Here is a 14,285-nt window from a genome sequence, read left to right as displayed (position 1 = left end):
CTAAGGCTCTTTTTTTTGATCAATTTGGATTTAATACCTAATAAAACGCCTAACAGTATTAAGTTACTATTTCCCAACTATACTTGGGATTTCTACACTTGCGAAGAAAAGAAGATTTATCTAACCTTTGATGATGGCCCTATTCCCGAAGTAACCGATTTCGTATTAGATCAACTAAAACTGTATAACGCAAAAGGCACTTTTTTTTGTATTGGTGAAAATATTAGGAAAAACCCAATGATTTTTAAAAGAATAATTTCAGATGAACATAGTATTGGTAACCACACTATGAATCACTTGAAAGCGAGGAAAAATAGCTTTTCTACATACATTGAAAATGTTTTAAAATGTGAAAATGAAATTTTAGAACACACTAAAATTAACCACAAACTGTTTAGACCTCCTTATGGACAATTAAATAAGCGTAAATTATCAGAGTTAAGGAAACTAAACTATGAAATTATATTATGGGATGTGTTATCCAAAGATTGGGACAAAAATACCTCACCAGAACAATGCTCTATTAATGTCGTTGCAAACGCAAAAAAAGGTAGTATTGTTGTTTTTCATGATAGTATTAAAGCATTTAAAAACCTTAGGGTAGCATTGCCTAAAGTACTTAAGCATTTTTCTGAAAAAGGATTTATATTTGAAAAGATTTAATCTTAATCAATCTAAGAAAGTTCTTTTTTAAACATACTCTTTCATAAGACCTATAAGCGTGTTCGCATCTTGCTCTCCGCTTTGTCTCCAAACCATTTCTCCTTCTTTATAAATCATTAATGTAGGAAGACCTTTAATACGAAGCGCTGTAGCCAACTCCTCATTTTTATCCACATCTATCTTTATCACTTTAGCTTTATCGCCAAGAGCAGCAGCCACATCCTTTAACACAGGATGCATGGATACAGAAGGTTCATTCCATTCAGTATAAAAATCCAGCAAAACCGGAACCTCAATACCTATTAACTCTCCAAACTTTGACATGTTCTAAAAATTTTATTATCTAACTATGCTATACTAACGAACAAAGCTGATATATAATTGTAAATATAACACTTTCTTCGAATTATGCGGGTTTAGGGCCTTTTCTCAATTCTATAACAGTAATTTCCGGCCAAATCCCTACTCTTCCGGGAAAGGCATGAAAACCAAACCCTCTATTTACATTAAGATAACGCCCCATATCATTATACATACCAGCCCATTGTTTATAAACATACTGTACAGGACTCCACTTTAAAAACCCAGGGATTTCTATTCCAAACTGGAATCCATGAGTATGCCCACTAAGCGTTAAATGATAATGATTATCATGCTTTTTTACCTCATACTCCCAGTGAGATGGATCATGACTTAATAAAATTTTAAAATCTTCTTTGGAAACACCATTCGATGCTTTTGCCAAATCTCCTGCCTTTTTAAAATTATGCCCCCAATTCTCCACACCGACTATAGCTATTCGGTCATCATCTTTTTCTATAAACGAATTGTCATTTAACAACAATTGAAAATCAATTTTAGAATGCACTTCTTTAATAGCTTCAAAATTAGCTTCTTTTTCTTCTTCTGAATCCCAAGTTACATATTCACCATAATCATGATTTCCCAAAATAGAATATTTCCCAAAAGAAGGTGTTTTTAAACCCTTAAAAATATCAATCCAATCATCCATTTCACTAGCCATAGTATTTACAATATCCCCAGTAAAAACTAATAAGTCAGTTTGCTGCTGATTTATTAGATCTACAGCATATTCAATCTTTTCAACCTCATCAAAACTACCAGAATGAATATCCGATATCTGAGTTAACCGAAAACCATCAAATGCATTTGGTAAATCATCAAAATATAGAACATGATTAATAACTTTAAAATTATACTTACCTCTAAATATACCATGCACTAATCCTGCAAAAGGTATTGCAGCCACCCCTAAAGCTATTTGACTTATAAATTTTCTCCGGCTTGGTAAATATTGAGTCGCATTTCCGTCAAAAAATGTATTTGTAAGATAAGTATACCCTGCTACGCAAAGCCTTATAATATCCTCCCCAAACATAAACAATACTAAAATCAACTTAGGAACTAAGGTGACTAACAACAAACCACTTGCTCTTAATGAATATTTTGTAGGACCTACACTTCTATCGTAGTTAGCAAAAACATATATAACATACCCTATTATGAGTAATGAGATAATCAAATATACTATTTGGATCCATTGATTTTTTGATAAAGTGCGAATTACTTGATAAGCATATAATTCTATTAAAACATAAAGCACTAAAGGAATAATCCAACGCATATTAATTCTAAGTTTTATTTACTAAACAAAACTATCTCACCTTTTGTCAATCATAAGTATATTTAAGTAAAAATTAACTGTTTATCATTGAATCATTATAAAATACTATCGTTACTAAGATACACATATATCAAACACCATAAATCTTAGAATTTTCTTTCATATGTATAATTTTTATTCGTACCTTCGTTCAACTATTTAACTATAGGGATGTACAAAAAAAATCTACTTTATTCATAAAATATTACTATCGTATTTATAGCAATTGATAACATTGTTATCAATTTTATTTTGGGGCGAAATGCCGTCATTCATTGACGGCATTTCTTATTTAGTATAATTTTGAAACGATTTTCAGCAATCTTCTTTTTATATTGCATTTCTAAAAACTGAACATACACTATGTCACAAAAACGTCTTTTTCTTCTGGATGCATTCGCACTTATTTTTCGCGGATATTACGCTTTAATTAAAAATCCAAGAATCAACTCTAAAGGGCAAGATACCTCAGCAATTATGGGGTTTGTAAATTCACTTTTTGATGTTATCAAAAGAGAAAAACCAGATCACTTAGCAGTTGCATTTGATAAACAAGGAAGCAAGGATCGTTTAGAGATATTTCCAGAATATAAAGCTAACAGAGACGAAACTCCTGAAGCTATAAAAATAGCTGTTCCTATTATACAGGAAATCTTAAAAGCAATGCATATCCCTATTATTGAAAGAGCTGGAGTAGAAGCTGATGATTTAATCGGAACCATTGCTAAACAAGCCGAAAAAGAAGGATACCAAACATATATGGTTACACCTGATAAAGATTATGCCCAATTGGTGTCCGAAAACATTTTTATGTATCGCCCAGCTCGCATGGGCAATGGTATTGAAATCTGGGGAATACCCGAAGTACAAAAAAGATTTGAAGTAGAACATCCAGAGCAGGTGATTGATTACCTTGGAATGATGGGAGATGCTGTGGATAATATTCCCGGCTTACCAGGAGTTGGTGATAAAACTGCCAAGAAATTCATTGCTGCTTATGGATCTATGGAAGGTCTTTTTGAGAATATAGATCAGCTAAAAGGCAAGATGAAAGAAAAAGTAGAAGCTAATCAAGAGTTAGGGCTTCTTTCTAAAAAATTAGCAACGATTATCCTCGATTGTGATGTTACTTTCGACGCAAAGGATTATGAAATTTCTGAACCGGACGCAAAAAAAGTACAGGAAATTTTTGAAGAGCTCGAGTTTAGAAGATTGACTGATCAATTCACTAAAATCTTCTTTCCATCTGAATCCCCTACCCCAACAAAAACTATTTCTTCAAATAAGCAATCGGAACAAGCTGGTGCGGGTCAATTTTCATTGTTTGGTGGCAATCAAGATACCAATACTGCTACAGATTCATTTTCTAGTAGAAAAACAATTGCAAATACAGAACATTTTTACCAGAGTGTAGCTCCTGGAATGGCAATGAAATTATTTATTCAAAATCTACTTAAGCAGAAAAATGTTTGTTTTGACACAGAGACAACTGGACTCGATCCTCTTACTGCAGAATTGGTAGGAATCTCATTTTCTTGGGAAGCAGGAAAAGGGTTCTACATTCCTTTTCCTGAGAATCAAAATGAAGCTCAAGAATTAATCGAACAACTAAGACCTTTTTTCGAAGATGAAAATATTACCAAAATTGGTCAAAATTTAAAATACGACATCAAAGTATTAGCCAAATATAATCTAGATGTAAAAGGAAAATTGTTTGACACTATGCTAGCTCATTATCTAATCAACCCAGATATGAGACATAATATGGATGTCCTTTCAGAAACCTATCTTAATTACACACCAGTTTCAATAACTGAGCTGATAGGAAAAAAAGGGAAAAACCAATTATCTTTCAGACAAGTTCCACAAGAAAAGCAAACGGAGTATGCAGTGGAAGATGCCGATATTACATTTCAACTTAAAGAACACTTTACTCCAGAACTTAATGAAGCTAATATATTATCTCTTTTTGAAGACATAGAAGTTCCTTTACTAAGAGTTCTAGCAGCGATGGAGATAGAAGGAATTAATCTAGACAATGAATTTTTGCAGTCATTATCAGAAGAACTGAACAATGACATTAAAACGTTAGAAACTGACATATATAAAGAAGCTGGAGAAGAGTTTAACATTGCTTCGCCTAAGCAATTAGGAATCATTCTTTTTGAAAAAATGAAATTGGTCGACAAACCAAAGAAAACAAAAACTGGTCAATATTCTACCGCAGAAGATGTTTTATCGTACCTAGCTAAGGATCACAAAATCATTCAAAACATACTAGATTATCGTGGATTATCTAAACTAAAAAGCACCTATGTAGATGCATTACCTAACCAAATTAATGAATCTACAGGTCGTGTACACACAGATTATATGCAAACTGTAGCCGCAACTGGGCGACTTAGTTCTAATAATCCTAATTTACAAAATATCCCGATTAGAACAGAAAGAGGAAGGCAGGTTAGAAAAGCATTTATTCCAAGAGATGCTGAACACATTCTATTAGCAGCCGATTATTCTCAGATAGAATTAAGAATCATTGCTGCATTAAGTGAAGAAGAAACGATGATCAATGCTTTTAAAAGCGGAGAAGATATTCATGCATCTACCGCAGCAAAAGTTTTCAATGTACCTATTGAGGAAGTTACTAGAGAACAACGTAGTAATGCTAAGACTGTAAATTTTGGAATTATATATGGCGTCTCTGCATTTGGACTGAGCAATCAAACCGATCTTTCTCGAAGTGAAGCCAAAGAACTTATAGACACCTACTACAAAACCTATCCTAAACTACGTAATTACATGAGCGAACAAGTAGATTTCGCTAGAGAAAATGGTTATGTCCAAACAGTATTAGGAAGACGTCGTTATCTTAAAGATATTAACTCCGCTAACGCCGTTGTTAGAGGAGCAGCAGAACGAAATGCAGTAAATGCACCAATACAAGGTAGTGCTGCGGATATTATCAAAATTGCAATGATCAATATTCATCAAAAATTAAAAGAGGATAATTATAAGACAAAAATGCTACTGCAAGTACATGATGAATTGGTTTTTGATGTATACAAACCTGAATTAGAAAAAATACAATCTCTTATAAAATCAGAAATGGAAAATGCATATACACTTGCAGTTCCTTTAGATGTAGATATGGGGTTAGGAGAAAATTGGCTAGAAGCCCACTAACCTGTAACTGCACTTAGTATTATTATATTCATATTTAATAACATAACCAATCAACACTTATTTTATGGAACAACTTTTTACCGTTGAAAGTCTCATTACCCTATTAATGCTTGTACTACTGCAAGCGGTTTTAGGATTTGATAATCTCCTTTACATTTCTTTAGAATCAAAAAAAGCACCTCCAGAAAAACAAAGTTTCGTAAGAAAAATGGGAGTTGGATTAGCAATTGTACTTCGTATAGTTTTGCTTTTTGTACTTATGTCTGTAATACAATTTTTCCAAGAACCTTTCTTTAGTCTTCATGACAATAACATTCTTGAGTTCGAATTTAATGTCCATAGCTTAATTGTTCTTGCAGGAGGTGTATTTATTATATATACAGCAATCAAAGAAATTTGGCACATGATGTTACTTAATGAGCACGAAGAAATAGAAAAAGATGATAAAAAAGGTTCTATAAACAAAGTCATCTTATGGATCGTAATTATGAACTTGGTTTTTTCTTTTGACTCTATTTTAAGTGCAATGGCGTTAACCAGCGATATGGAATATGTACCGCAACTTGTTTTGATGTCTATAGCAATTGTACTAGGCGGTGTTTTAATGATCGTTTTAGCTGATAAAGTATCTAACTTTCTTCAGAAAAATAGAATGTATGAAGTATTAGGGCTTTTTATATTATTCATAGTAGGTATTATGCTATTATCAGAAGGAGGTCATTTAGCACATCTCCATATTTTTAATAATGAAGTTACACAAATGAGTAAAACAACATTCTATTTTGTAATTGTTGTACTTGTAATTGTAGATATTGTGCAAGGTCGTTATCAGAAAAAACTATTAGCAGAAAAGCAACACCAAGAATCACTAGCAAAAAAAGACAAGTAACTCCTTTTTTTAGTAAAAAGAAATAAAAAGCGCTTCCCTGTTTAAGGAAGCGCTTTTTATTTTAACCACAATAACAAATAACTTATTGACGCGTAAAAACTAAATCAACAGCTCCTAAGTCTTCAACTTCATCTGTAAAAGAAAGTGTTGTCTCTGTAAGTGTAATCATCACTGTTCTTGGATCCATTCCAGTTGGAGTAAATGTTAATTGACCACTTGCTAGAGCCCATTCACCTGTTACCTCAAGTATAAGACCTGTGCAGTCAGCAGTAACTACCGGAGGTAAATCTGGAGTTACATTAACATCAATCTGTGTGACATTTTGATTATATGTGCTATCATCACTTACCACAATTGTATCTTCAAAACAAGGCAATTCTTCTAATAAATTAGTAGAAGCATTTCCGTCCATATCTAAATCAACTGGCAACGCTCCAGAAGCAGAAGTAAGCTCCCAAGTTCCAACTAATGAGACCATATCCCCTCCATTGTCGTCATCGGAACTACAAGAGGTAAAAAACAATGCAATAGAAATAGCAAAAAGAAAAAAATTAGTTTTCATTATTTTTGAGTTTTAAATATTAATAACGATTTATTGTTCCTTCTTAGTATTTGCAAAATACACCTTATTTACTTGAAAAACCATTCACTCTCCACTACCCTCCCATTGTTGCAGTAAAAAAATCATAGTAATTCAAAAATGTCGGTATTACTGGGCCATTAAAAGTGTTTGGCCCATTAAACAATACGCAAACGCCTATCTTATTTTCTGGGTCTATCATTAATTGCGTTTTATACTGATTTACATTTCCTCCATGATAGACAACCTTTCTATCTCTGTAATCTAAAACCCTCCATCCTTTTGCATAATAAGAGTCAGAAACACCATCCCACAAATTCACGTACGTATCTTTATCACTTGTGCAGATCATCGGATTAAATATTTCTATTAAGCTTTCTTTAGAAATAATATCAGGACGATTTCCAAGTAGCACTTTTAAATATTCTGCCATATCAGAAATAGAAGCATTAACCCCTCCAGCGGCAGCAACATTATAATAGTTTTCATGAAGATTTGTTAAATAATATTTCTTAGAATAATGATTCCATTTATGTGGTAACGCAACATTAGAGTTTTTCTTAATATCTGAATAACTACTGGATGCATTTTTCATTCCTGCAGGCACAAACAATCGTTCTCTTAACAATGCTTCAAATGACTTTCCCGTATTATTCTCCATCACCTTCTCTACTACAGAAAAAACAGCATTCTGATATTCATATTCAGTGCCTTCTTTAGCTACAACACCATTCCTTTTAAAGTTTGCAATAATGTTCTGCAATGACATCCCTTTATGAATCAATTTAGAATTAGTATACTTATATAATCCTGACGTATGAGACAACAAATGATTAACAGTAAGTCTTTCTGCTTGTGCTTTATCTCTTAAGTTAAATATACCTACTGATTTTTTAACATTTTGCTTCCACTTAATCTCATTATTATCAGCCAAATTTCCAGCTAGCACTGATGTAACTCCTTTTGATAGACTTGCTATTCTAAATACCGTATTCACATCTACAGAATCAGTTGTATGGATCTCTTTTACACCAAAACCTTTTTTGTACACAACTGTAGAGTCTTTAACAATCACTATAGCAGCTCCAGGACATTCTGAAATATTAAAATTAGTTGCAAAAAACTTCTCGTAATGATCCAAAAAAAGTGACAATGAATCTTTTTTAGTTAACACAGGCTCTGGATCAGTAACAACAACCTTTTTCTGTTCAGTTTTAGAAGTAGTACATCCGATAATACATATAGAAACAAAAAGCCCTAAAATTTTTTTCATATTATAATCTTCTTAAGTATTGCAAAATACACGTAAAAAATCTTGATGAAAAACTTTCTTAAAACCTTTTTAAAAATTTTATAATACGAACCTATAAGTAGCCTTAATCAAAAATGTGTTTTCTGGTTGCTGACCAAAAATCTGATTGTCTAAACTCCTAAAAAGATGATCTCCTGGATCACCCAAGCCATTAACTCCTTGTGACCATACAAGAAAAATCTCTGATCCTGGTATATACTCCCAACGTAAAACCAAATTCGATCGAAACTGTACAAAAGCAAAATCAGGATTATCAATAGTATAATCTATTACGCCATCTAAGTTTTCATCCACAGAGTATAAATCATCCGCAAAAGAAATTTGATTATCATTATACAATGTAACTCTCTCATTTAAATCCGAAGCAATAGGATTATTCACATAATTAAAATCTGTATAGGTACCTCTGGAAATAAATGGTTGTCCATAATATTGAATAGTAAGATTAGGGTTGATATTATAATTTAGACGAACACTTGCGCTTAATGTCTGCTGATCGATTCTAGCGGTTATATATCTTGGGGTACCTGCAAAATCTACTTCTGTTACATACTGAGTTTTATTAGGATTCCTCTCGAATTCTGGATTTAAGGAAATACTTAATGCATTAAATGGTTGGTATCTCATCCTTAACACATATCTATGAAAGGTAAAATTATTTTGTCTAGCACCAGAATTAACATACCCCATAGTAAAATTAAACTTTTTCCTACTGTCCGAACCAAAAAACAGAAAGGCAAAATTCTCTTCAGAAAATCTCCAGCGAGGACCCCCTCTTAATACTGTGTTTGTATAAATTCTGGGCTTATGAGCTGCTCCTACTTCTGTCCACCAGTTATTTTTATAGTTAATAAAACCATTAAACTCATATTGAATTCTATTAAAATTTCCTTCAAAATCAAATGCCGAAGTTTGCTCAAAATTCAGATTTGCTCTTCTATAAAATTTAGTAGGTTTTAAAAACAAATATCTAACATTAGCAAATTGTCTGATATCATCAGCTTGCCTTAAAAACCCAACGTCATTTAACTCTAATTCTGGCGACCTCCAAAAAACCCCTCCGGTATACCTCCAATTTCCACCACCTGATTTACCACCGATAAGCTTACCGCCAGTACCCGTAAGTGAAGTTCTATTAGGATCTACTTTTACATGATCTGCATCTACTCTTTGAAAAAGATGTGTTAATTCATTTTGGGTCGCTTCTATGGCTTCTTTAGACCCTTCTACATGACTTGTTACTAAATTTCCTTCGACAAAATACTTTCTATCTTTCCAATTATGTCTAAAATCTAATCCTGCGGTATATGCTGATTTTCTTAAAAAATTTAGATTATTTTCTCTTAACCCAACTAATTCTGAAGTCTCATCGGTATTAGGATCTTCATAATCAATATTCAAAATATCACCGAGATTTCTATTCGTAGCCGTAAAAATACCTCCAATATACGTATTACGATCATTAAAATCTTTCTGAACTCTACCAACAAAATAATTTGTCAAAGGCTCTACAATAGTTTCGCGCCTGTTACCATCGGCGTCTTCTACTTTCGCTATTTCTCGCTGTGTTACACTTTCTAAGACTCCGATTGACCAACCATTCTTTGTTTTTCCACTAAACTTAGCAGCACCTAATATTGTTGTATTAGTTGGCCTATCAACAAACTCTGTATTAATAGGACTAGATCCTATAGAACCTTGTGGACTTCTTCCAATTCTTCTGGAATAAAAGACATTATCTTGACCATTCGCAAAACGATAATCAAAAATATTTTTATTCTCCACAAAAAACGGTCTTTGCTCTCGAAAAAATATCTGAAAACCATCCAATGCTATAGCCGCAGGATCTGCTTCTACTTGTCCAAAATCAGGATTCACCGTTAAATCCATTGTAAGATCATTAGTAATCCCAATTTTAGCATCTAATCCTCCATTCAATTTAAAATCATCTCCATCTCTAAAGGGGTTACCATCTTCTTCGGGGAAAGTGTCATATTGAGTAACAACAAACGGTTGAATCTCTAACTGTTTTTGCGGCTCTATATCAATTAATCCGTGTAACTCGCCAAACTCACTAACCCATCCAGGCGCATCCTGAGGTACTCGCTGCCATACAGATCGCTCTTCTTTTCTAAAAAACCTTCTGTTTACCTGTAAACCCCATATTTGTTCTTTACTCTTACCAAATTTTAATTGACTTAAAGGAATCTTAACCTCTGCTGTCCATCCTTGATCATCTATATTAGTTGCTGTATACCAGATAGGATTCCAACTACCATCCCAATTATTACCATTATCAGATATAAACTCATCTCCTTTTACACCTGCGGCAGTAATTGTAAAAGAGAAGCCTGTTCGTTTATCATGATAACTATCTAAATTAATTTCTACCCAATCTCCAGCAAAACCATCCCTTCTAGATAATCTCTTTTCTATTTTGTCGGGTTCTGTATCATAACATCTATAAGCGATATATAGGTATTTTTGATCATACAAAATTTTAAATTTTGTTTGTTGACTTGGAGGTGTATTCTCATCTGGCTCATTTTCAATAAAATCTCCAGACCATTCTACCAGATCCCAACTAGATTCTTCAATTAATCCATTAATTGTTGGTGCTTCTGAACCATTTAGAGGTTTCGTAGTATAAACTCTTTTTTTCACCACTGTAGAATCTTGAGCATTCGAAAACAGTGTAAAAAGAAGGAATCCTAGCACATGGATCGCGTACTTCATGTTGATTAGTTTTGTTGATTGATGTTTAATACAGGACATAAATTATGAATCTTTGTCACAGTTACTATCTATATTTAGTAAAAAATTAACACCAAAAAGATATTTTAAGTTTAAAACCCATAAAAAATCATCAGAAATTGATCTATCTGAAAACCAACGCATCATAGACACAAAATAATATCAATTACCTGTTTGCTATATAAATATATAATTGTACATTTGCACCCCTATTTTATATAGGAAAGGAATGTTTAATTAGTAAAATTAGTTAGTGTGGACACATTAAGTTACAAGACAGTATCTGCCAATAAGGCAACCGTTTCTAAGGAATGGTTACATATAGATGCTGAAGGACAGACTTTAGGACGTCTATCTTCTGTAGTAGCAATACTATTAAGAGGAAAGCATAAGCCTAACTTTACCCCACATGTTGATTGCGGTGATAATGTAATTATTACAAATGCCGAAAAAATCAATTTAACAGGAAAAAAGTGGACTGATAAATCGTATATCCGTCATACTGGTTACCCTGGAGGGCAAAGAAGTCTTACTGCTCAGGAGTTATTTGACAAAAACCCAGAGCGTTTAATCGAAAAAGCGGTAAAAGGAATGTTACCTAAAAACAAATTAGGAGCAGCTTTATTCCGTAATTTAAAGGTACATGCTGGAGCAGATCACAAGCAAGATGCTCAGCAACCAAAAACTATTAACTTAAAAGAATTTAAGTAATGGAAGTTATTCACAAAATTGGTCGTAGAAAAACGGCTGTAGCTCGAGTTTACCTTAAAGAAGGTTCTGGAAAAGTTACGATCAACAAAAAAGATCTTAACGATTACTTTCCTACTGCTACATTACAATACAAAGTGAACCAACCTTTTGCCCTAACAGACAATGAGGAAAAGTTCGATGTAAATGTAAACGTATATGGAGGTGGTATCACAGGACAGGCTGAAGCAATTCGTCTAGCAATATCTAGAGCGATGTGCGAGTTAGATCAAGAAAACAGAGCAACCCTTAAACCAGAAGGTTTATTGACAAGAGACCCAAGAATGGTAGAGCGTAAGAAATTCGGACAGAAGAAAGCTCGTAAGAAATTCCAGTTCTCTAAACGTTAATTTATTAAAACAGTATTTGTTGTTATCCCCGATTTTAGGGAGGTTAGTTTAGCATCTAAATATTCAAGGCCTTATCAAAAGCGATAGCCACTTGAATATTGCTAATTCAACAGAACGTAAACTATTACAAAAATGGCAAACAATATCGAAGTAAAAGACTTACTTGATGCAGGTGTACATTTTGGTCACCTGACAAGAAGATGGGATCCTAATATGGCACCATATATTTATATGGAGCGTAATGGAATCCACATCATCAATTTATACAAAACAGCTGCAAAGATTGACGAAGCAAGTGAAGCTTTAAAGAAAATCGCAGCATCTGGTAGAAAAATTCTTTTTGTTGCTACCAAAAAACAAGCAAAAGAAATCGTTGCTGAAAAAGCAGCAAAAGCAAACCAACCTTACATCACTGAAAGATGGCCTGGTGGAATGCTTACTAATTTCGTTACTATCCGTAAAGCCGTAAAGAAAATGGCTGCTATCGATAGAATGAAAAAAGATGGTACTTTCAACACATTATCCAAGAAAGAGCGTTTACAAGTAGACCGTTTAAGAGCTAAATTAGAAAAGAACTTAGGTTCTATCTCTGATATGACTCGTCTACCTGGTGCATTATTTGTTGTAGATATTACTCGTGAGCATATTGCGGTAAAAGAAGCTCAGAAATTAAACATTCCAATTTTTGCAATGGTTGATACTAACTCTGATCCACGTCAGGTTCAGTATGTAATCCCTGCAAATGATGATGCTTCTAAATCAATCGACAAAGTAATGACTTATGTAAGTGATGCTATTATCGAAGGATTAAGTGAAAGAAAAGCTTCTAAAGAAGCTCCTAAAGCAGATGCTTCAGCAAAAGCTGAAAAAAAGGCACCTGCTAAAGCTGAAACTCCAGCAGCACCTGCTGTAGAAGCTCCAGCTAAGGTTGAGGAAGCTCCAGCAGTAGCTGAAGCAGCCAAGCAAGAAGAAGAATAAACATTCATTGATTGCTTTCAATCATTAAGAATCATATTATTAAAGAATAAGTTACAAAACTTAACTTTAATATAAATTAATGAGTCGTTTAGTTCTTTACTTTCACAATAGTAAAAACTAAGCGACTTGTTTTTTACACAAACACATTAAATATTTAAACGATATGGCAAAAATTACAGCCGCAGAAGTAAGTAAATTACGTAAAGCTACAGGTGCCGGAATGATGGATTGTAAAAAAGCACTTGTTGAAGCTGATGGAGATTTTGACAAAGCAATAAAAATCCTTAGAGAAAAAGGACAAAAAATAGCTGATAAAAGAGCTGACAGAGAATCTTCTGAAGGAGCAGTTATCGCAAAAGTTAATGACGCTAAAAATAAAGGTGTAATTGTTTCTCTTAACTGTGAAACTGATTTCGTAGGTAAAAACGACTCTTTTGTTTCTTTAGCAAAAGAATTAGCAGAATTAGCTCTTAACAGTTCTTCTAAAGAAGAATTATTAGCTGCTGATTTTAACGGAATGAGTGTTCAGGACAAGCTTATTGAACAAACAGGAGTAATCGGTGAAAAAATCGAAATTGGAGACTTTAAAGTTTTAGAAGCTCCTTTTGTAGGGTCTTATATCCACGGTAATAAAATTGGTGCTCTTACAGGATTATCTTCTAGCATTGATTCCGCAGAAGCTCTTGCTAAAGATATCTCTATGCAGGTTGCATCTATGGGTGCGACTACATTATCTTACAAAGATTTTGATCCAGAATTTGTAGCATCAGAAACTCAAGCAAGAATCGCTGCTATAGAGAAAGAAAATATTGAGCTTGGTAGACTTGGTAAAACATTAAAAAATGTTCCTCAGTTCATCTCAAGATCTCAGTTATCTGATCAAGTAATAGCTGAAGCTGAAGAAAAACTTAAAGCTGAACTTAAAGCAGAAGGAAAGCCAGAGCAAATTTGGGACAGAATCCTTCCTGGTAAATTAGAAAGATTTATTTCTGACAACACTACTCTTGATCAAGAGCAATGTCTTCTTGATCAAAACTTCATTAAAGATGAAAAGAAGACTGTTGGAGACTACGTAAAAACATTAGGCGATGTTTCTGTAGTAAGTTTCGAAAGAATCTCTCTATAGTCGAACACTAAAAATA

12 protein-coding genes are annotated in these 14,285 nt (G+C 33.4%); 7 read left to right on the top strand and 5 right to left on the bottom strand.

Going from position 1 to position 14,285, the window contains the following annotated elements; all coding sequences use genetic code 11:
• Positions 1 to 15 precede the first annotated feature (15 nt).
• On the top strand, positions 16 to 663 hold the full coding sequence (locus D1815_RS19325; RefSeq protein ID WP_342667687.1) for a polysaccharide deacetylase family protein: 648 nt from the start codon (positions 16 to 18) through the stop codon (positions 661 to 663).
• A gap of 27 nt (positions 664 to 690) precedes the next feature.
• On the opposite strand, the gene D1815_RS19320 is transcribed toward D1815_RS19325, so the two are convergent.
• Complete coding sequence (locus D1815_RS19320) at positions 691 to 987, bottom strand: co-chaperone YbbN (protein ID WP_027393424.1); 297 nt, start codon at positions 985 to 987, stop codon at positions 691 to 693.
• Positions 988 to 1,069: 82 nt separating this feature from the next.
• Entirely contained in the window at positions 1,070 to 2,308 is a 1,239-nt protein-coding gene (locus D1815_RS19315) for a metallophosphoesterase (RefSeq protein ID WP_035085545.1), read from the bottom strand.
• Positions 2,309 to 2,710: 402 nt separating this feature from the next.
• Here D1815_RS19315 and polA point away from each other — a divergent pair, with 402 nt between their 5' ends.
• Complete coding sequence (gene polA / locus D1815_RS19310) at positions 2,711 to 5,533, top strand: DNA polymerase I (protein WP_118388948.1); 2,823 nt, start codon at positions 2,711 to 2,713, stop codon at positions 5,531 to 5,533.
• A gap of 64 nt (positions 5,534 to 5,597) precedes the next feature.
• A complete protein-coding gene (locus D1815_RS19305; RefSeq protein WP_027393421.1) occupies positions 5,598 to 6,422 on the top strand; it encodes a TerC family protein in 825 nt (274 codons plus the stop codon).
• An 82-nt stretch (positions 6,423 to 6,504) separates the two neighbouring features.
• On the opposite strand, the gene D1815_RS19300 is transcribed toward D1815_RS19305, so the two are convergent.
• The 3 genes from D1815_RS19300 to D1815_RS19290 form a co-directional block, all read right to left on the bottom strand.
• Complete coding sequence (locus D1815_RS19300; protein ID WP_118388947.1) at positions 6,505 to 6,984, bottom strand: lipocalin family protein; 480 nt, start codon at positions 6,982 to 6,984, stop codon at positions 6,505 to 6,507.
• Between the two features lie 94 nt (positions 6,985 to 7,078).
• Positions 7,079 to 8,275, bottom strand: a complete 1,197-nt coding sequence (locus D1815_RS19295; RefSeq protein ID WP_118388946.1) for a serine hydrolase — start codon at positions 8,273 to 8,275, stop codon at positions 7,079 to 7,081.
• 78 nt (positions 8,276 to 8,353) lie between these two features.
• Positions 8,354 to 11,050 carry a DUF5916 domain-containing protein gene (locus D1815_RS19290; RefSeq protein ID WP_027393418.1) on the bottom strand — a complete coding sequence of 899 codons (2,697 nt, stop codon included), beginning with the start codon at positions 11,048 to 11,050 and terminating at the stop codon, positions 8,354 to 8,356.
• 273 nt (positions 11,051 to 11,323) lie between these two features.
• Here D1815_RS19290 and rplM point away from each other — a divergent pair, with 273 nt between their 5' ends.
• From rplM to tsf, 4 genes are all read left to right on the top strand, one after another.
• Positions 11,324 to 11,779, top strand: a complete 456-nt coding sequence (gene rplM, locus D1815_RS19285) for a 50S ribosomal protein L13 (protein ID WP_027393417.1) — start codon at positions 11,324 to 11,326, stop codon at positions 11,777 to 11,779.
• Positions 11,779 to 12,165 (top strand): 30S ribosomal protein S9, encoded by a 387-nt coding sequence (rpsI, locus tag D1815_RS19280; RefSeq protein WP_027393416.1) that lies wholly within the window; start codon positions 11,779 to 11,781, stop codon positions 12,163 to 12,165. The genes rplM and rpsI overlap by 1 nt, the downstream gene beginning before the upstream one ends.
• A gap of 132 nt (positions 12,166 to 12,297) precedes the next feature.
• Positions 12,298 to 13,143: a 30S ribosomal protein S2 gene (gene rpsB / locus D1815_RS19275; RefSeq protein WP_027393415.1), complete on the top strand. Its 846-nt coding sequence runs from the start codon at positions 12,298 to 12,300 to the stop codon at positions 13,141 to 13,143.
• A gap of 163 nt (positions 13,144 to 13,306) precedes the next feature.
• Positions 13,307 to 14,269, top strand: coding sequence for a translation elongation factor Ts (gene tsf, locus D1815_RS19270; protein WP_027393414.1), 963 nt, complete (start codon positions 13,307 to 13,309; stop codon positions 14,267 to 14,269).
• Positions 14,270 to 14,285: the final 16 nt, after the last annotated feature.

Origin of the sequence: Aquimarina sp. AD1, assembly GCF_003443695.1 — a bacterium.
Lineage (GTDB): Bacteria > Bacteroidota > Bacteroidia > Flavobacteriales > Flavobacteriaceae > Aquimarina > Aquimarina latercula.
Note: the sequence above shows the minus strand (reverse complement) of the source record. Positions and strands in the feature narration are given on the sequence as shown.

Excerpts from the sequence above, each read along its gene's own strand:
- tsf (WP_027393414.1), top strand. The coding sequence starts at position 13,307 with ATGGCAAAAATTACAGCCGCAGAAGTAAGTAAATTACGTAAAGCTACA.
- rpsB (WP_027393415.1), top strand. The coding sequence starts at position 12,298 with ATGGCAAACAATATCGAAGTAAAAGACTTACTTGATGCAGGTGTACAT.
- D1815_RS19295 (WP_118388946.1), bottom strand. The coding sequence starts at position 8,275 with ATGAAAAAAATTTTAGGGCTTTTTGTTTCTATATGTATTATCGGATGT.
- D1815_RS19320 (WP_027393424.1), bottom strand. The coding sequence starts at position 987 with ATGTCAAAGTTTGGAGAGTTAATAGGTATTGAGGTTCCGGTTTTGCTG.
- polA (WP_118388948.1), top strand. The coding sequence starts at position 2,711 with ATGTCACAAAAACGTCTTTTTCTTCTGGATGCATTCGCACTTATTTTT.
- D1815_RS19290 (WP_027393418.1), bottom strand. The coding sequence starts at position 11,050 with ATGAAGTACGCGATCCATGTGCTAGGATTCCTTCTTTTTACACTGTTT.
- D1815_RS19300 (WP_118388947.1), bottom strand. The coding sequence starts at position 6,984 with ATGAAAACTAATTTTTTTCTTTTTGCTATTTCTATTGCATTGTTTTTT.
- rpsI (WP_027393416.1), top strand. The coding sequence starts at position 11,779 with ATGGAAGTTATTCACAAAATTGGTCGTAGAAAAACGGCTGTAGCTCGA.
- D1815_RS19305 (WP_027393421.1), top strand. The coding sequence starts at position 5,598 with ATGGAACAACTTTTTACCGTTGAAAGTCTCATTACCCTATTAATGCTT.
- D1815_RS19315 (WP_035085545.1), bottom strand. The coding sequence starts at position 2,308 with ATGCGTTGGATTATTCCTTTAGTGCTTTATGTTTTAATAGAATTATAT.